Source organism: Streptomyces nigra, from assembly GCF_003074055.1.
GTDB lineage: Bacteria > Actinomycetota > Actinomycetes > Streptomycetales > Streptomycetaceae > Streptomyces > Streptomyces nigra.
In genome coordinates, this window is the sequence record NZ_CP029043.1 from 2714395 (window position 1) to 2731877 (window position 17483).

Below are 17483 nucleotides of genomic sequence, written 5' to 3' on the forward strand. Positions count from 1 at the left end.
TGGGAACGTGGGGGAGGTTCGGTGAGCTTGCAGGTCTAGACCAAGTCCCAGATTATTGCTGACGCTTGAACATGTCCATACCAATAACGGACCCTGTTCGACACCCCGTCAGCCGGCTGTGTCACCCCGCCCCGAGCAGAACGCCACCGTCAGGTCCTTCACCAGCGCCTTGCGCTCGTAGTCGTCCAGATCGACCAGCCCCCGCGTGGTCAGCCGGGTCACCGTGTCCTCCACCGAGTCCACGACCGACGTCAGCACGGTCGCCCGGTTCTGCGCGTCCAGCACCGCGATCCGGCGCCGGTTCATCGCTGCGGCCACCTCCGGCGCGTACTCCACCCGCAACGGCCGTACCGAGAACACCTCGAGCCCCACCGCCCCGGCGTCCCGCAGCACCAGCCGGGTCAGCGCGTCCCCGGACGCCTCCACCGCGCCCCGAGACGCACCCGGCGTCTCCACCGGTACCCGGGCCAGCGCCGCCTCCACGCACTCCCGCAGGTACGACTCGTGATCGTCCACGGCGAGCGTGGCCCGCGCGGTGTCCCGCACCCGCCACACCACCAGCACGACCGCCCGCAACGCGACCCCGCTGCCGTCGGCCGCCTGCATCGGCTCACTGCGCCAGTGCCGCAGCCGTACGTCGACCCGGCGGCGCAGCAGCAACGGGTTGACCCACAGCAGACCGGTGCGCCGCACGGTCCCCCGGTACCGGCCGAACATCCCCAGCACCCAGGCCCCGCCGGTCCGCCCGCGCGCCAGCCCGCCGAAGCCGAACAGGCCGAGCGCCCCGGCACCGGTGTACGCCGCCCACTGCGCCGGCCCGAGCCCCGCGCCGGCCACCGCCGGGAACCCGAGCGCGTGCGCGGCCGCCGGGGGCAGCACCCCCGCCCACCACGAGGTCACCAGCGCCCCGGCAGCCGCGCACATCCCCGCGATCAGCCCGACCGCGCCCGGCAGCACCCGGGCGGGCCGCTCCACCAGCTCCGGGTCCACCCGGAGTTCGGGCCGGGGCTTGGTCTGCACGGGCCTGCGCACCCGGGGCTGCTCCCCCGTCCCCTGCCGGCGGGCGACGACGGTCGGGCGCAGCGGCACCGCCACCGGGTCCGGTTCGTCGCGGAAGAGCAGATGGACGGGGATCTCGGTGGTCACCTCGTTCTGGATCAGCCGTGCGGGCCGCACGGGCGCCTCGGCCGGCCCCTCGAGCCCGTCGGGCTCAGGGGTGTGGGAAGTGGTCGTGGTCATGCGCTGCCTCCAGCCTCCGCGCCAGATGCGTCACAGGGATAGGGGGGTGCGGACGCACCCGGTGCCCGGACCGCCCCTCGGTCCGGTGCGGTCTCACGCGAACAGCCGCCGCCAGGTCTCCGGCCCCGGGTAGCCGTCCGCCGCGCCGCCCCGCCACCCCTGGGCGCGCTGGAAGGCCTCGACGGCCCGTCGGTCGGCCTCGCCCCACCGGGGCCCCGGACCCGACGTGTAGTACCTGCCGAACCCTTTCCTCACCAGCCGCTCGCCGAGCCGGGTGACGTACTCGTTGTCGGCGCCCGGCCGGAACGCGGCCCGCCCCGGATAGCCGGGCACCCCGTGCGACGCGGGCCGCTCCGGCCCGCCCGCCCCTGCCCGGACGTCCTTGCCCGTACCGGTGACCAGCAGCTTCCAGGTCGCCGGGCCGGGCAGCCCGTCCGCGTCCTGGCCCCGCCAGCCCTGCGCCTGCTGGAACGCCCGGGTCGCACGGCGGTCGGCGTCCGTCCAGCGCGATCCCGGGCCCGAGGTGTGGTACGGGCCGGCGCCGCGCTCGAGGAGCATCCGGCCCAGCCGGGTGACGTGCTTGTTGTTGGCGCCGGGCTCGAAGTAGGCCCGCCCGGGGTAGGCGGCCCCACCGGCCGACCCCGCCGCCCGCGGCGGCTGCGCCTTCTCCGGTCCCTCTGGCTTCGCCGGTCCGTCTGGCTCCACCGGTTCCACCGGCTTCGCCGGCTCGACCGATTTATCCGGCTCCGGCCCGGCTGTATCCGCCTTCGTGTCCGCCTTCGTGCCCGTCGCCCCTTTCACCAGTCCCTTGTACCGGTAGGCGAGATAGCGGTCGGAGTGGTTCCAGTAGGCGTACGGGGTGGTCTGCCGGCGTGCGTGCGGGGGCGCCGACTCATAGGCGACGTAGGAGGAGTGGGTGTCGTCCGCCCAGCCGCCGAAAAGGACGACGTGCGACCCCTTCTGGGGGTCCGCCGGATTGTGGAACAGCAGGATGTCGCCCGGCTGGAGATCCTTCTTGGTGATGCGGACGCCGTACTGGGCGAGGCTGCCCGTCCATTCGTTCCCGGGCAGGCTCCAGGCCATCGAGACGAATCCGGAACAGTCCTGCCGGTATCCGTCCGACCAGAATTTGTACATGCTGTACGGCACCTTCGCCGCGACCCATTTCTTCGCCCGGTCGATGATCTCCTTCCGGGTGGTGGAGGGTGTCTCGGCCGCGGACGTCGGAGCGGCGGGCGTACCGCCCGGACCGTGCAGCGGGGCCTTCTGGCCCTGAGGGGTACCAGGCTCGTCACCTGCGGGAACGCCCGGCCGGTCGGGTGCCTGGGGGGCGGCCGCGGCCGCGGCGTGCCCGGCGGCGAGCGTGGTGGACGCGGCGGCGGCGAGCACCAGGGCCCGGTAGGCCGCCGGGTGGCGGCCGGTCGTGGAATACGGCAGGACGCGCCGCCAGTGGACGCATCCCGGGCAGTCGCAGTCACTCGCCGGATCGAATTCCTCGAACACCGGGGTCCGAGTTTCCATGCGATTCCCTTCACACTCCGGACGGAGCATTCCTCGGCTGTGCACCCGGTCAGTTTCCCAACTGTCCTCCGGACCCGCATGTTGACGGTCCGAATGGTTTACAGGGCCCCCTGGCCGGCCCTCCCCCGCCCCCGGCGCCCCGCGGCGGGTGGTCGGGAGCACGCGCGAAGGTCATGTAGAGTGGCGGTGTCAGCAGGCGCCGCTAGCTCAGTTGGTTAGAGCAGCTGACTCTTAATCAGCGGGTCCGGGGTTCGAGTCCCTGGCGGCGCACAGACGGTCCGGAAGCCCTTCGCTCGCGCGAGGGGCTTCCGGCGTTTCCGACCCCCATACGCCCACGACGGATGTGCCCACGACAGCCACACAGGACCTCCACAGCTGCCACAATGAGCGCGTATGACCGGTAAACACCGCGTTTCGCATCTTGCGATCATGCGGACCCGCGTAGAACCCTGGGGTGGGGTTTTTCACGATGCTGCGCATACGCGGCAGTTGGGGGGCAAGGAGCCGGTTGCCGGTTTTCCGGGGAGCAGGGGGCCCCGTTTCACGACCGCATGCCGAGGGGGGCATGATGCAACCGGAAGGTCGCGTTTCCATGTCTAACGTGTGGAAGATGTGGTGACCGCGGCCCGCCACTGATACGCCTGTGAAGGTCGAGGGGGATCGGCACAGTCGTAAACGGAACCGACAGACACGCGGTGACCTGCGTGTGGGGGGATGACTCATGACGTCGACGCCGACGGGCGCCCGGCGGGACTTCGACCCGTCACAAACGACCCAGTTGAGGGTGCCAACGCACCGGACCGGGGCCTTTCGCCGGATAAAGAAGACGCTGCCGAAGTACGACTACGAGCACTACAGCCGGCTGGCCGGTCCCCTCACCCAGCCCGACCCGAACAAGCCGTACCGGGTCCAGTACCGCTCGTTGATCTCGCAGGAGCCGCACCGCATCCGGGTCGCCCTGATGCTGGCCGCGGCCCCGGTGCTCTCGCTGGTCCTGCTCTTCTGGCTGCTGCAGCCCGAGCACTGGACCGAGCGGGACTACCCCGCCTTCGACTGGCTGCCGGCGCTCGACATCGTCATGCTCGTCTCGATCGGCCTGATCGAGTTCTTCCGCTGCATGAACGTCCTCTCCAACGCGCACGCCACGCTGGTCGCCCGCGACCCGATCCCGGTGGTGCCGGAGACCGGGACGAGAGTCGCCTTCCTCACCTCCTTCGTGCCCGGCAAGGAGCCGCTGGAGATGGTGACCAAGACCCTGGAGGCGGCCGTCAAGCTGCGCCACCGGGGTCTCATGCACGTCTGGCTGCTCGACGAGGGTGACGACCCCGAGGTCAAGGAGGTGTGCGCCCGCCTCGGTGTGCGCCACTTCTCCCGCAAGGGCATCGCCAAGTGGAACCAGGCCAAGGGCCCGCACCGCGCCAAGACCAAGCACGGCAACTACAACGCCTGGCTCGACGCCCACGGCGACGACTACGACTTCTTCGCGTCCGTCGACACCGACCACGTGCCCCTGCCCAACTACCTGGAGCGGATGCTCGGCTTCTTCCGCGACCCGGACGTCGGCTTCGTCATCGGCCCGCAGGTCTACGGCAACTACGACAACTTCGTCACCAAGGCCGCCGAGTCCCAGCAGTTCCTCTTCCACGCCCTCATCCAGCGCGCGGGCAACAAGTACGGCTCGCCGATGTTCGTGGGTACGTCGAACGCCGTACGCATCAAGGCGCTGAAGCAGATCGGCGGTCTGTACGACTCGATCACCGAGGACATGGCGACCGGCTTCGAGATCCACCGCCACAAGAACCCGGCCACGGGCCGCAAGTGGCGCTCGGTCTACACCCCGGACGTACTCGCCGTCGGTGAGGGCCCGAGCGCCTGGACGGACTTCTTCACCCAGCAGATGCGCTGGTCGCGAGGGACGTACGAGACGATCCTCAAGCAGTACTGGAAGGGCTGGTACTCGCTGCCGCCGAGCAAGCTCTTCAACTACACGATGATGATCATCTTCTACCCGATGTCGGCCCTCAACTGGATCCTGGCCGCGCTGAGCTGCGCGCTGTTCCTGGGTCTTGGCGCCTCGGGTGTGAACATCGACCCCACGATCTGGCTGATGCTGTACGGCAACGCCTCGGCCCTCCAGATCGGCCTGTACGTCTGGAACCGCCGCCACAACGTCTCGCCGCACGAGCCGGAGGGCTCCGGCGGTGTGGCCGGCATGGTGATGTCCGCGCTGTCGGCTCCGCTGTACGCCAAGGCCCTGATCGACTCGATGCTGCGGAAGAAGAGCAAGTTCGTGGTCACGCCCAAGGGCGACTCCGCGAGCCCCGACCGCTGGTTCGGCACCTTCCGGTACCACTGGTACTTCATCGCGATCTTCGGCGCCTCGATCACGGCGGGATTCGTCTACGGACACTCCCACCCGGCGATGATCATCTGGGCGACGTTCGCCATGCTGATCACCGCGACGCCGATCTTCGCCTGGCGCTACATGCTGCGGCAGGAGAAGAAGAAGCCCGCCGCGCACGCTGCCCCGCCCGGCGGACAGCAGGACGCGGCACCGGCGGCCGGCCCGGCGGTCCCGTACCAGCCGCAGCCGCTGCCGGCGCACGCCACGCCGCACGCGCCCCACGGCCAGCAGAAACCGACGTGGGCCGCGTCGGGCAGTGGTGGTAACGACCAGACGATGCAGATCGCCCTTGGTGGACTTGGGGGACGTAAGGAATGAACGACCGTGCAGGCCGCCGCCGCGCCCGTCGACTCGCGATAGGCACGGCGGTGGTGCTCGCGCTGGCCGGAATGAACGGGCCGTGGCTCTATCGCGTCGGTACCGAGAAATACCACCAGTACCAGATCAACAGACCCGAATATAAGGCCGAGAACGGCAAGTGGGAGATCGTCGAATTTCCCGAGGAGTACCGCCAGAACACCATCCACGCGGCGCTCCTGCACACCGGCAAGGTGCTGCTCATCGCCGGCTCGGGCAACAACCAGGACAACTTCGACGCGAAGCAGTACGACACCCGGATCTGGGACCCGGTCAAGGGCACCATCAAGAAGGTGCCGACGCCGAACGACCTGTTCTGCACCGGCCACACGCAGCTCGCGAACGGCAATCTGCTGATCGCGGGCGGCACCAAGCGGTACGAGAAGCTCAAGGGTGACGTCACCAAGGCCGGCGGCCTGATGATCGTCCACAACGAGAACCCGGACAAGCCCATCACGCTGCCCGCGGGCACCAAGTTCACCGGCAAGGCGAACGGCAAGACGTTCGTCTCCAAGGACCCGGTGCTGGTGCCGCGCGCCAAGAAGGTGTTCGACAAGGCGACCGGCGAGTTCCTGCGCAACGACCCCGGTCTCGGCCGGATCTACGTCGAGGCGCAGAAGTCCGGCGCCAAGTACGAGACGGGCACGCAGGACAACTACCGCATCCAGGGCCTGTCGGGCGCGGACGCGCGCAACACGTACGGCATCGCGCAGAAGCTCGCCCTCGACAAGAAGGACTTCCAGGGCATCCGGGACGCCTACGAGTTCGACCCGGTCGCCGAGAAGTACATCAAGGTCGACCCGATGCACGAGGCCCGCTGGTACCCGACGCTCACCACCCTGAGCGACGGCAAGATCCTCAGCGTCTCCGGCCTCGACGACATCGGGCAGCTGGTGCCGGGCAAGAACGAGGTGTACGACCCGAAGACCAAGAAGTGGACGTACCTCGACAAGCTCCGGCAGTTCCCGACGTACCCGGCGCTCTTCCCGATGTTGAACGGCAAGATCTTCTACTCGGGGTCGAACGCCGGTTACGGTCCCGACGACGTGGGCCGTGACCCGGGCATCTGGGACGTGGAGACCAACAAGTTCACCAAGCTGCCCGGCCTGAGCGACGCCAAGCTGATGGAGACGTCCGGCACGGTGCTGCTGCCGCCGGCGCAGGACGAGAAGTACATGGTGGTCGGCGGCGGTGGCGTCGGCGAGTCCAAGGAGTCCAGCGAGAAGACCCGGCTGATCGACCTGAAGGACGACAGCCCGCGGTTCGTGGACGGGCCGTCGCTGGAGAAGGGCACGCGCTATCCGCAGACCTCGGTGCTGCCGGACGACTCCGTGCTGGTGTCGGGCGGTTCGGAGGACTACCGGGGCCGCGGCGACTCCGACATCCTCCAGGCGCATCTGTACCGGCCGGGCGCGAACGAGCTCGACCGGGTCGCCGATCCGCTGGTGGGCCGCAACTACCACTCGGGCTCGATCCTGCTGCCCGACGGCCGCGTGATGTTCTTCGGCTCCGACTCGCTCTACGCGGACAAGGCCAACACCAAGCCGGGCAAGTTCGAGCAGCGCATCGAGATCTACACGCCGCCGTATCTGTACCGGGACGCGCAGCCGACGCTTTCGGGCGGCCCGCAGACCATCAAGCGCGGTGGGAAGGGCACCTTCACCTCGCAGCACGCGGCGGCCGTGAAGAACGTACGGCTGATCCGGCCGAGCGCGTCCACGCACGTCACGGACGTCGATCAGCGGTCGGTGAAGCTGGACTTCCAGGCGTCGGGCGACAAGCTCACGGTGACCGTGCCGACGAACCGCAATCTGGTGCCGTCGGGCTGGTACATGCTGTTCGTGACGGACGACCAGGGCACGCCGTCCAAGGCGCAGTGGGTCCGGGTGCCGTAGCGCCCCCGTGGCCGCGCGGACGACGGCCCCGCATCTCCGAGGAGGTGCGGGGCCGTCGCCTTCAGCGGGTCACTTGCTGGCCTTGGCCAGCGTGAGCGCGTACTTCGCCCACCACTCGCCGGCCTTCGGTCCGCCCTTGCACTCGCCGTCCGACTCCCCGGGCCGCTTGACCCAGACGAAGGCGTCGACCAGCGGGTCCGGCGTCTTCGTCGTCGGGGCCTCGCCGAGCGCGCGGCCCGGCGGGTTGCACCAGCGCTCGTTCGGATCACCGCCCGTGTAGGGGCCGTTGCCGTTGCGGCTGGTGTCCACGACGAACGGCTTGTCGCCCACGCGTGCGGAGAGCTCCTTGCCGTACGCGATGGAGTCCTTGGTCGTGTAGAAGTTCGAGACGTTCACCGCGAAGCCGTCGGCCTGGTCGATGCCCGCCCACTTCAGCGGCTCGAAGATCTGGTCCGGGTGCCCCCAGCCGGCGTTGCCGGCGTCCAGGTAGACCTTCGTGTTCTTCAGGGACTTCAGCTTGGCGATGGCGCCCTTGAGCAGGTCGTAGCGCTCCTCGTGGAACTCGTCCGGGGTGCAGCCGTCCACCAGGTGCAGCACGGCGTCCGGCTCCAGTACGACCGTGGCGCCCCGGTCGCCGATGCCCTTGGCGACCCCGTCGATCCACTCCCGGTAGGTGTCGCCGTCGGCGGCGCCGCCCTGGGAGTACTGGCCGCAGTCGCGGTGCGGGATGTTGTAGAGGACCAGCAGCGCGGTGCGGTCCGCCTTGGCGGCGGCCGTGGTGTAGCCGCGGGCCTCGTCCTCCGGCTTCTCCGGGCCGATCCACTCGCCGGTCGGCTGCTCCGCGATCTTGCGGATCTGCTCGGCGTCCTCCTTCTTGCCGTCCTTCTCGTAGGCGGCCACCTGCTGGGCCGCGTTCCCGTCCGGGTTCACCCAGAACGGGTTCTTCTCCTTGGGCTGTTGGCTGATCCCCGCGGCGTTCTCGCCGTCCGGTGTGTCGCCGTCGTCCCCGGAGGAACACCCCGCGATCAGCAGTGCCGCCCCCAGCAGCACCGCGGACGTCCGCGCGCGAGCGACTCCCCAGGCCCCCCTCTTCTGGTACATCCAGCTCCCCCTCGGGTGCACTCTTCCGAGGCTCAATCCTGACATACCCGGTGGCGGGCGAGTCGAGGTCGCCGCCCCTATCCGCGGCCGGTGAGATAGGCGGAGACGACCACGTTCGCCGCGTACGTGCGGGTGGCCCGGTCGAAGACCCCGGCGCAGCTGAGCAGCCGCAGTTCGGGGCGGCCCGGGTGGTGTGGTCCGTACGCCTGCCGGGCGTCGAACCGGTCGCGCTCCACCACGCGGACGTCGTCCACGGTGAACTCGGCGACCTCGCCGTCTGCGCGCAGCACCCGCACCCGGGCGCCCGGCCGGAGCGCGGCGAGCCGGTGGAAGACGGCCGGGCGGGTCTCGGTGTCGGCGTGCCCGACCATCAGCGCGGGCCCGGCCGCCCCGGGCGCCGTACCGGCCGCGTACCAGCCGACGGCGGCCGCCTGCCGGTACGGGGGCGGGTCGATCGCGCCGTGCGCGTCCAGGCCGCGGGCGACGACGGGGGCGCGCACGCCGAGCGACGGGATCTCGATCCGCTGCGGCACGGCGTCGCCGAGCGGCCGCGCGGCGGGCGGCAGCCGTACGTGGGGCGGCGGGCCGGCGGGGATGAGGGTGCCGGCCGTGGGCGGGGCGGACGGGCGCGGCCGGACGTCGGTGACCTCCCAGCCCCACAGCCACAGCCCGAGCAGCAGCGCCGCCCAGACCGTGCCGGTCAGCACGCGGCCGCCGAGGCCGGTGCGTCCGTGTTGCGCGGTCACGGTCAGCGTGGGCGCCTGCTCCGGCGGGCGCTGCGCAGCGCCACGGCGGTGGCGGCGACGCCGGCGAGGACAAGGCCGGTCACGGTGTGCGCGGTGCCGGGGCCGTCCTCGCGGGCGTCGATCATGGCGAGGCGGGTGGCGCCGCCTCCGCCGGCCCGGACGGGGGCGGTCGGGCCGGCGGCGGCCGGCGAGGGCAGAGCCCCGTGGCGCTGCGCGGTGGAGGGCCGGGCCGCCCGGCGCGCGACGCTGACGGAGCCCGTGCGGGTGGTGTCCCCACAGCCGACCCGCACGCCGTAGCGGCCGTCCTTCAGCGTGGACCGGACGCGGCTCTCGCCGCGGAGGGCGCCGTCCTCGCCGACGGTCAGCCGCGCGTCGGCGACGAACGCCTTGGAGACGGCGGTGGCGGTCCGGCCCGGGCATCCGCTCACCCGGAGGGCGACGTCGTCGCCGGGGGCGGCGGTCGACGGGCCGACCGAGACACCCCCGTCCGCCGCGTGGGCCGCCGGAACGGCGCTCACCGCCCCGAGGACGGCGACAGCACTCAGGGTGACGCGCAGTGATCCCATCGTGAACCTCCAGATACAGGGAGGCTCCCCCGCTGGGGCGGGCCCCGCATCCTGGGCGGGGCCCGCATTGCTCCGAACGGGTCGGATCAGGGCCGTACGGGGTTTCGGATCCGGCGGTCTCAGATCCGGCGGTTCGGGATCCGGCTTCTCAGATCCGGCGGTCTCAGATCCCGCGGGTCGGGATCCGGCGGTCTCAGATCCGCTCGACCAGGTCCGCGATGGAGTCGACGACCTGGGACGGCCGGTACGGGAAGTGCTCCACCTGCTCGGGCCGGGTCAGCCCGGTGAGCACCAGGAACGTCTGCATGCCGGCCTCCATGCCGGCCAGGACGTCGGTGTCCATCCGGTCGCCGATCATGGCGCTGGTCTCGGAGTGGGCGCCGATGGCGTTGAGGCCGGTCCGCATCATCAACGGGTTGGGCTTGCCCGCGAAGTACGGCTGCTTGCCGGTCGCCTTGGTGATCAGCGCGGCGACCGCGCCGGTCGCGGGCAGCGGGCCTTCGGCGGAGGGCCCGGTCTCGTCGGGGTTGGTGCAGATGAAGCGGGCGCCGGCGTTGATGAGCCGGACCGCCTTGGTCATGGCCTCGAAGGAGTAGGTGCGGGTCTCGCCGAGGACGACGTAGTCCGGCTCGTGGTCGGTGAGGATGTACCCGATGTCGTGCAGCGCGGTGGTCAGACCGGCCTCGCCGATGACGTACGCCGAGCCGCCGGGCCGCTGGTCGTCCAGGAACTGGGCGGTGGCCAGCGCGGACGTCCAGATGTTCTCCAGCGGCACGTTCAGGCCCATGCGGTTCAGGCGGGCGTGCAGGTCGCGCGGGGTGTAGATCGAGTTGTTGGTGAGGACGAGGAAGGGCCTGCCGGAGTCGCGGAGCTTGGTGATGAACGCGTCGGCGCCGGGGATCGGGACGCCCTCGTGGATGAGGACGCCGTCCATGTCGGTGAGCCAGGACTCGATGGGCTTGCGGTCTGCCATGGTGATGGGACTCTCCTGGCCTGCGTGCGAAGAACGGGCTGCGGACGCCGGAACCACGCCGTCCCGGCGGCTCCAGCGTAGCCAGGACCGACCGATCCCGACCCCGCCGATCATGCGCGACGGGCGGCCGCCGGGGGAAGGGCCGTGCCGGGCGGCCGGGTGCGGCTGAGCGGCGCTTGCGATCGGCCGGCTGCCACTGGGGCCCGTGCCGGGTACCCGGGTTCGGGGCGGCTCAGCGGCGCTGGGCGATCGGCCGGCCGGCGCCGGGGGAAGCTCGTGCCGCATACCCGGTGTCCGGCACGGCTCAGCGGCGCTCGGCGATCGCTCGGCTACCGCCGGGGGCCCGTGCCGCGTGTCCAGGGGCCGGGCAGCTCAGCGGCGCTCGGCGATCAACTGGCTGCCGCCGGGGAGGCCCGTGCCACGCGCCGGGTCCGGTGCGGCTCAACGGCGCTTGGCGATCGGCGATCGGCGCTTGGCGCTTGGCGATCGGCCGGCTGCCGCATGGGGCCCGCGCCGCGGGTCCAGGAGCCGGGCAGCTCAACGGCGCTGGGCGATCGACCGGCCGCCGAGGGAAGGCCCATGCCGCGCGCCCGGGATCCGGCGCGGCTCAGCGGCGCTCGGCTGCCGCCCGGGGGCCCGCGCCGCGGGTCCAGGGGCCGGGCAGCTCAGCGGCGCTCGGCGATCAACCGGCCGCCACCGGGGGAAGGTGCCGCGCGCCCGGCGTCCGGCGTGGCTCAGGGGCGCCTGCGGGCGATCAGGAGGGTGGCGCCGGCCGTGCCACGCGCCCGAGGTCCGGGGCGGCCCGGCAGCGCTCGGCGGTCGGCCGGCCGCCGCACCGGGGGGGGAAGGCCCGTGCCGCATACCCGGGGTCCGGCGTGGCTCAACGGCGGGTGGCGATCAGCCGGCCGCCGCCAGGGGCGCATGCCGCGTACCCGGCGTCCGGCGTGGCTCAGCGGCGCCTGCGGGCGATCAGGAGGGTGGCGCCGGCCGTGCCACGCGCCCGAGGTCCGGGGCGGCCCGGCAGCGCTCGGCGGTCGGCCGGCCGCCGCACCGGGGGGGGGGGGGGGGGGGAAGGCCCGTGCCGCATACCCGGGGTCCGGCGCGGCTCGACGGCGGGTGGCGATCAGCCGGCCGCCGCCAGGGGCGCATGCCGCGTACCCGGCGTCCGGCGTGGCTCAGCGGCGCCTGCGGGCGATCAGGAGGGTGGCGCCGGCGAGCAGCAGGGCCACGGTGGTGGTGAAGGTGACGCCGGGCGGCGAGGTGAGGCCGGTACGGGCCAGTTCGTCGGCGAGGGTGAGGCGCTCCTGAGGGGGCTCGCTGGGGGACGGGGAGGCGTCCGGGTCGGCGGGCGGGGCAGAGGCGTCCTGCTCGGCGGGGCCGGTCGGGTCGTCCGTTCCGTCCCGGTCCGGCGCCGCGGACGGATCGTCCCCGTCGGTGGGGGCCGCCTCCACCTTGAACCGGTAGTCGTTGGACTGGCCGACCCAGTCGCCGTCGCCGTCGTGGCGCTGGACGACGGCCGCGTTGGCGGTGACCTCGTTGGGCGCGGCGTCGGAGGTGAGGGCGAGCCGGACCTTCACGGAGACGGTCTTGCGGGGGCCGACGGTGAACCCGGGGAAGCCGTCGAAGGCGCCGACGAGCTCGTCCTGGTCGGTGGTCTCGAAGCGGACGGGGCGTGGCCGGTCGTCCCGGCCGCCCGGGTAGAACTCCAGGCGCGGCTGGGACGGCGTCAGGCTGCGCCCGGCGTCGACGAGCACGACGACCGGGTGGATACCGGTGCAGGTGCGCCCGGTTCTGTTCTCCAGGTCCAGGTACCAGGTGCCGAACCCGCCACCGGCCGTGTAGGACTCCGGTCCGCCGTGCAGCCGGGTGGCCAGCGGGAAGGAGCGGCCGTCACCGGCGCAGCCGGGCGCGACGGGTTCCGCCCGCACCGGAGGTGCGACGGCGAGGACGGCTGCCGCTGCGAGGCAGAGGGGTACGGGTGTGTGCAGTCGCATGAACACATGACCATGCCGGACGGGAGGGCCTTTCGGGCGACGCCGCCCCGGGATGGCTACGCGGGTCCGCCCGATCGGCGGATGGGCACCCGGGCGGGGGTGAGCCATTCGAGCAGGGGCGGGCCCCCGCCCAGGTCACCCCTCCGCGCGGCCGAACAGTGGGGCGAGCAGAAGTTGGGCCGCGCCCTCTGCCACTGCGTCGGCCGCCGTCGGGGCCAGGCGGACCGGGATCGCTTCCTCGCCGGCTCGGGCGGCGCGGGCGTCGAGGACTGCGGTGACGCCGTCGACGAAGGTGTCCGGGGCGGCGGCGACCGTACGGCCGCCGAGAAGGACGAGGTCGACGTCGAGAAGTGCGACGAGGTTGCCGGCGGCCGTGCCGAGGACGCGGGCCGCCTCCGCGGTGTCGCCCCGGGCGACGGCGGCCAGGCACAGGGCCTCGACGCAGCCGCGGTTGCCGCAGCCGCAGGGCGGGCCGTCCAGCTGGACCACCTGGTGCCCGAACTCCCCGGCGCCCGTGCGGGTGCCCCGGTGCACGGTGCCGCCGATGACCAGCCCGCCGCCGAGGCCGGCCCCGAAGTGCAGATAGGCGAACGAGGTGCCGGCCGTCTCCGGGGGGCCGACGGCGAGGGCGAGGGCGGCGGCGTTGGTGTCCTTGTCCACGACGACGGGCAGCGACAGGCGGCGCAGCAGCACGCTGCGCAGCGGGAAGCCGTTCCACTCCGGGAACCCGGTGACGCGGTGCAGGACGCCGCGCCGGTGGTCGAGCGGCCCGGGCAGCGCTACGCCGACACCGAGCACCGGGCCCGGCCGGGCGGCCCCGGACACCAGCCCGTTCACCTCGGCCACCAGCCGGTCGACGACCGAGTCCGCGTCGGCGCCGAGGTCCAGCGGGGCGGCGCGCCGGGCCACGACGGCGCCGGTCAGATCGCAGAGCACCACGGTCAGCTCGTCCCGGTCGAGGTGGACGCCGACCGCGTGCCCGGCGTCGGGGACGAGCCGCAGCACGGTGCGCGGCTTGCCGCCGGTGGAGGCCCGGCGGCCGGCCTCCGCCGCGAGGCCGTCCTCCCGCAGCCGGGCCGTGATCTTGCTGACCGCCTGCGGGGTGAGCCCGGTGCGCTCGGCGAGTTCGAGTCGGCTGATGCCGTCGGGGCCGGCCGTGCGCAGCAGATCGAGCACGAGCGCGGTGTTGTGGCTGCGCAGGGCGCCCAGGTTCACCCCGCCGGCCCCGCTTTCCGTCCTGTTCACGCCTCCCATTGTCCCTGGCGCTTGCACTTTGGCAACAGCGTTGCGAAAGTGGGGCGTATGAGTGCTACTCCCCTCCGCGTGGGCCTCGTCGGCTACGGCCTGGCCGGCTCGGTCTTCCACGCCCCGCTGATCGCCACCACCGAGGGGCTCACCCTCGACACGGTGGTCACCTCGAACCCCGAGCGGCAGCGGCAGGCCCGCGCCGAGCACCCGGACGTGCGCGTCGCCGCCTCGCCGGACGAGCTGCTCGCCCGCGCCGGCGACCTCGACCTGCTCGTCGTCGCGTCCCCGAACAAGACGCACGTCCCGCTCGCCACCGCCGCCCTGAAGGCGGGCCTGCCGGTCGTCGTGGACAAGCCGCTCGCCGGCACCGCGGCCGAGGCCCGCGAGCTGGCGGCGCTGGCCGAGGAGCGCGGCCTGCTGCTCTCCGTCTTCCAGAACCGCCGCTGGGACAACGACTTCCTCACCCTGCGCCGACTTCTCGAGGACGGCGAGCTGGGCGACGTCTGGCGCTTCGAGTCGCGCTTCGAGCGCTGGCGCCCGCAGACCAAGGGCGGCTGGCGGGAGTCCGGCGACCCCGCAGAGATCGGAGGTCTGCTCTACGACCTCGGCAGCCATGTCGTCGACCAGGCCCTCGTCCTCTTCGGCCCGGTCACCCAGGTGTACGCCGAGGCCGACGTCCGCCGCCCCGGCGCCGAGACCGACGACGACACCTTCCTCGCCCTGACGCACGCCGGCGGCGTCCGCTCCCACCTGTACGTCTCCGCCACGACCGCCCAGCTCGGCCCCCGCTTCCGGGTGCTGGGCTCGAAGGCCGGGTACGTCAAGCACGGCCTGGACCCGCAGGAGGCGGCGCTGCGCGAGGGCCGGCGTCCCGGCGACGGCGCCGACTGGGGCACCGAGCCCGAGGAGCTGTACGGCCGGCTGGGCGCCGGCGAGTCCCCGGTCACGGGCGGCGGCAGTCCCGTACCGACCGTGCCCGGCGACTACCCCGCGTACTACGCGGCCGTCGCGGCGGCCCTGCGCGACGGCGGCCCCAACCCGGTGACCGCCCTGGAGGCGGCCGCCGCCCTGGACGTACTGGAGGCGGCGCGACGCTCCGCCCGTGACGGAGTGACGGTGACCCTGTGACGCACACGAGCGGACCGACCCCGAAGTTCCAGCCCGAGCTGACGCCCTCCCTGGAGGAGCTGGAGGCCCAGGAACGGCGCCTGGTCTTCCCCCGGTTCACCTATGAGGACGCCTGGGCGCTGGGCTCCCTGCTGGTGGAGCTGGCCCGGGAGCGGCAGGCCCCGGTCGCCGTCGACATCCACCGCGCCGGCCAGCAGCTCTTCCACGCCGCGCTGCCGGGCTCGACGCCCGACAACGACGCCTGGATCGCCCGTAAGCGCCGGGTCGTGGAGCGCTACGGCGCCTCCTCGTACCTGGTGGGCGCCCGGTGCCGCGCCAAGGGGACGACGTTCGAGGACTCCTCGCGGCTGGACCCCGACGTCTACGCGGCCCACGGCGGCTCGTTCCCGATCACCGTCGAGGGCGTCGGCGTGGTCGGCGCGGTCACGGTGAGCGGACTGCCGCAGCTGGCAGACCACCGGATGGTGGTGGAGGCGCTGGAGACCTTCCTGGCGAAGCAGTAGGAGGTGCGGGACCGCGTGGCGTGATCGGGCACGCGGTCCCGGCCCCTCACGCCTGCTCGAACTCCTGCCGCTGCCGGCCCAGCCCCTCGATCTCCAGCTCCACCACGTCCCCGGCCCGCAGATACGGCTTCGGCTCGGGCCGCCCCAGCGCGACGCCCGCCGGGGTCCCCGTGTTGATGACGTCCCCGGGGTACAGGGTCATGAAGTGGCTGACGTACCGCACGACCTCCCCCACCGGGAAGATCTGCTCGGCGGTCGTGCCGTCCTGCTTCAGCTCGCCGTTGACCCACAGCCGCAGCGCCAGGTCCTGCGGGTCGGGCACCTCGTCGGCGGTCACCAGCCACGGCCCGAGCGGGTTGAACGTCTCGCAGTTCTTGCCCTTGTCCCAGGTGCCGCCCCGCTCGATCTGGAACTCCCGTTCGGACACGTCGTGCGCCACCGCGTACCCGGCGACATGCGCGAGCCCCTCCTCGGCGGACTCCAGATAGCGGGCCGTACGGCCGATGACGACCGCCAGCTCCACCTCCCAGTCCGTCTTGGCCGACCCGCGCGGCACCAGCACGGTGTCGTCGGGGCCGACGACCGTGTCCGGCGCCTTGAAGAAGACGACCGGCTCGGACGGCGGCTCGGCGCCGGTCTCGCGGGCGTGGTCGTGGTAGTTGAGGCCGATGCACACGATCTTGCCGATCCGCGCGAGCGGCGGCCCGATCCGCAGCCCCTCCGGGTCCAGCGCGGGCAGCTCGCCCGTGCCGGCGGCGGCGCGGACGCGGCCGAGCGCCGCGGGGTCGGCGAGCAGCGGTCCGTCGATGTCCGGGACGAGGCCCGACAGGTCCCGCAGGATCCCCTCGGCGTCGAGCAGCGCGGGCCGCTCCGATCCGGCCGTACCGACGCGCAGCAGCTTCATGGTCACAATCTCCCTCGATCGTGGGGCGCCCTCCGACGGGTGCAGCCATCGGAGGACTGGTCGATCCTCCAAGCTGCACAGCCAGTCCGCAAGACCCGGTTCACGTACTGGACCAAGGCCTCGGAGTCATCGGTGGCCATCGGGGCATCGGGTCATCGGGTCATCGGTAGAGGGCGGCGCGCTCGATGGCGCTCCAGGTGGTGCTGGTCACCACGTAGAGGGCGGCGGCCAGCGGCACCACGGCGACGGTGAAGAGGGTGAGGAAGGACATGAACGGCATGACCTTCGTCATCGCGCCCATCGCCCCCATGCCGGGCACGGCCTGCCCGTCGGCCACGGGCGCCACCGGGTTGGCGGCCATCATCCGCTTCGTACGCCGGTAGTTGAAGACGGCGACCACGGCGACCAGCAGGAACAGCGCGAGGTAGACCAGCCCGGCCGGGCCGAGGGCCCCACCGGCGCCGAGCGCGTCGGCCCAGCGGTCGCCGAGGGGCGCGGCGAACAGCGCGTGGGACAGCAGCTCGTTGGCGTGACCGCCGATCGTGGTGTTGGAGAAGAGGTGGTAGAGGAGGAAGAAGGCGGGCAGCTGGAACAGGCCCGGCAGACAGCCGGCCAGCGGGGACACCTTCTCCTTGGTGTGCAGTTCGACGATGGCCCGTTGGAGCCGCTCGGGGTTCTTCCCGTGCCGCTTGCGCAGCTCGGCGATCTTCGGCTGGAGCTCGGTGCGCGCCTTCTGCCCGCGCGCGGCGGCCCGGGACAGGGGGTGCACGAGCAGTCGTACGAGCGCGGTGAACAGGACGATCGCGGCGGCGGCCGCGGTGGCACCGAACAGCGGGGTGAGCAGATCGGCGAGCCGCTGAACGAGGTCGGCGAAAACGGACATGGGTGAGCCCTCCGTGGGTCT

General features: G+C 72.5%; 14 protein-coding genes and 1 tRNA gene. 5 read left to right on the plus strand and 10 right to left on the minus strand.

The features are described 5' to 3' along the window. Positions 1–108: 108 nt before the first annotated feature. Together DC008_RS12530 and DC008_RS12535 are read right to left on the minus strand one after the other, a co-directional pair. Positions 109–1239 (minus strand): SPFH domain-containing protein, encoded by a 1131-nt coding sequence (locus DC008_RS12530; protein ID WP_108707051.1) that lies wholly within the window; start codon positions 1237–1239, stop codon positions 109–111. A gap of 93 nt (positions 1240–1332) precedes the next feature. Then, a complete protein-coding gene (locus DC008_RS12535) occupies positions 1333–2760 on the minus strand; it encodes a peptidoglycan-binding protein (protein ID WP_108707052.1) in 1428 nt (475 codons plus the stop codon). Positions 2761–2956: 196 nt separating this feature from the next. Between DC008_RS12535 and DC008_RS12540 the strand changes: the two genes are divergently transcribed. From DC008_RS12540 to glxA, 3 genes are all read left to right on the plus strand, one after another. Continuing rightward, positions 2957–3030: transfer RNA gene (locus DC008_RS12540), tRNA-Lys, on the plus strand. Positions 3031–3481: 451 nt separating this feature from the next. After that, positions 3482–5482 carry a glycosyltransferase family 2 protein gene (locus DC008_RS12545; protein WP_108707053.1) on the plus strand — a complete coding sequence of 667 codons (2001 nt, stop codon included), beginning with the start codon at positions 3482–3484 and terminating at the stop codon, positions 5480–5482. Then, positions 5479–7416, plus strand: a complete 1938-nt coding sequence (gene glxA / locus DC008_RS12550; protein WP_108707054.1) for a radical copper oxidase GlxA — start codon at positions 5479–5481, stop codon at positions 7414–7416. The genes DC008_RS12545 and glxA overlap by 4 nt, the downstream gene beginning before the upstream one ends. Before the next feature lie 69 nt (positions 7417–7485). Here the strand turns inward: glxA and DC008_RS12555 are convergent, their stop codons facing one another. The 6 genes from DC008_RS12555 to DC008_RS12580 form a co-directional block, all read right to left on the minus strand. Next, positions 7486–8517 carry a glycoside hydrolase family 6 protein gene (locus tag DC008_RS12555; RefSeq protein WP_108707055.1) on the minus strand — a complete coding sequence of 344 codons (1032 nt, stop codon included), beginning with the start codon at positions 8515–8517 and terminating at the stop codon, positions 7486–7488. Positions 8518–8594: 77 nt separating this feature from the next. Then, positions 8595–9263, minus strand: coding sequence for a class F sortase (locus tag DC008_RS12560; protein WP_108707056.1), 669 nt, complete (start codon positions 9261–9263; stop codon positions 8595–8597). Between the two features lie 2 nt (positions 9264–9265). Continuing rightward, entirely contained in the window at positions 9266–9829 is a 564-nt protein-coding gene (locus tag DC008_RS12565) for a hypothetical protein (protein WP_108707057.1), read from the minus strand. Between the two features lie 193 nt (positions 9830–10022). Then, positions 10023–10802: an HAD-IIA family hydrolase gene (locus DC008_RS12570; RefSeq protein WP_108707058.1), complete on the minus strand. Its 780-nt coding sequence runs from the start codon at positions 10800–10802 to the stop codon at positions 10023–10025. Positions 10803–11977: 1175 nt separating this feature from the next. Beyond that, positions 11978–12796: a hypothetical protein gene (locus tag DC008_RS12575; RefSeq protein WP_267145968.1), complete on the minus strand. Its 819-nt coding sequence runs from the start codon at positions 12794–12796 to the stop codon at positions 11978–11980. A gap of 135 nt (positions 12797–12931) precedes the next feature. Beyond that, on the minus strand, positions 12932–14050 hold the full coding sequence (locus DC008_RS12580; RefSeq protein WP_108707060.1) for an ROK family transcriptional regulator: 1119 nt from the start codon (positions 14048–14050) through the stop codon (positions 12932–12934). A 48-nt stretch (positions 14051–14098) separates the two neighbouring features. Between DC008_RS12580 and DC008_RS12585 the strand changes: the two genes are divergently transcribed. Continuing rightward, complete coding sequence (locus tag DC008_RS12585) at positions 14099–15172, plus strand: Gfo/Idh/MocA family oxidoreductase (RefSeq protein ID WP_108707061.1); 1074 nt, start codon at positions 14099–14101, stop codon at positions 15170–15172. Beyond that, positions 15169–15675, plus strand: a complete 507-nt coding sequence (locus tag DC008_RS12590) for a heme-degrading domain-containing protein (protein WP_108707062.1) — start codon at positions 15169–15171, stop codon at positions 15673–15675. Before DC008_RS12585 ends, DC008_RS12590 begins: the two co-directional genes overlap by 4 nt. A gap of 46 nt (positions 15676–15721) precedes the next feature. On the opposite strand, the gene DC008_RS12595 is transcribed toward DC008_RS12590, so the two are convergent. Continuing rightward, entirely contained in the window at positions 15722–16579 is an 858-nt protein-coding gene (locus tag DC008_RS12595) for a fumarylacetoacetate hydrolase family protein (RefSeq protein WP_108707063.1), read from the minus strand. A gap of 160 nt (positions 16580–16739) precedes the next feature. Then, on the minus strand, positions 16740–17462 hold the full coding sequence (locus DC008_RS12600; protein WP_108707064.1) for a YidC/Oxa1 family membrane protein insertase: 723 nt from the start codon (positions 17460–17462) through the stop codon (positions 16740–16742). Between the last annotated feature and the right edge of the window lie 21 nt (positions 17463–17483).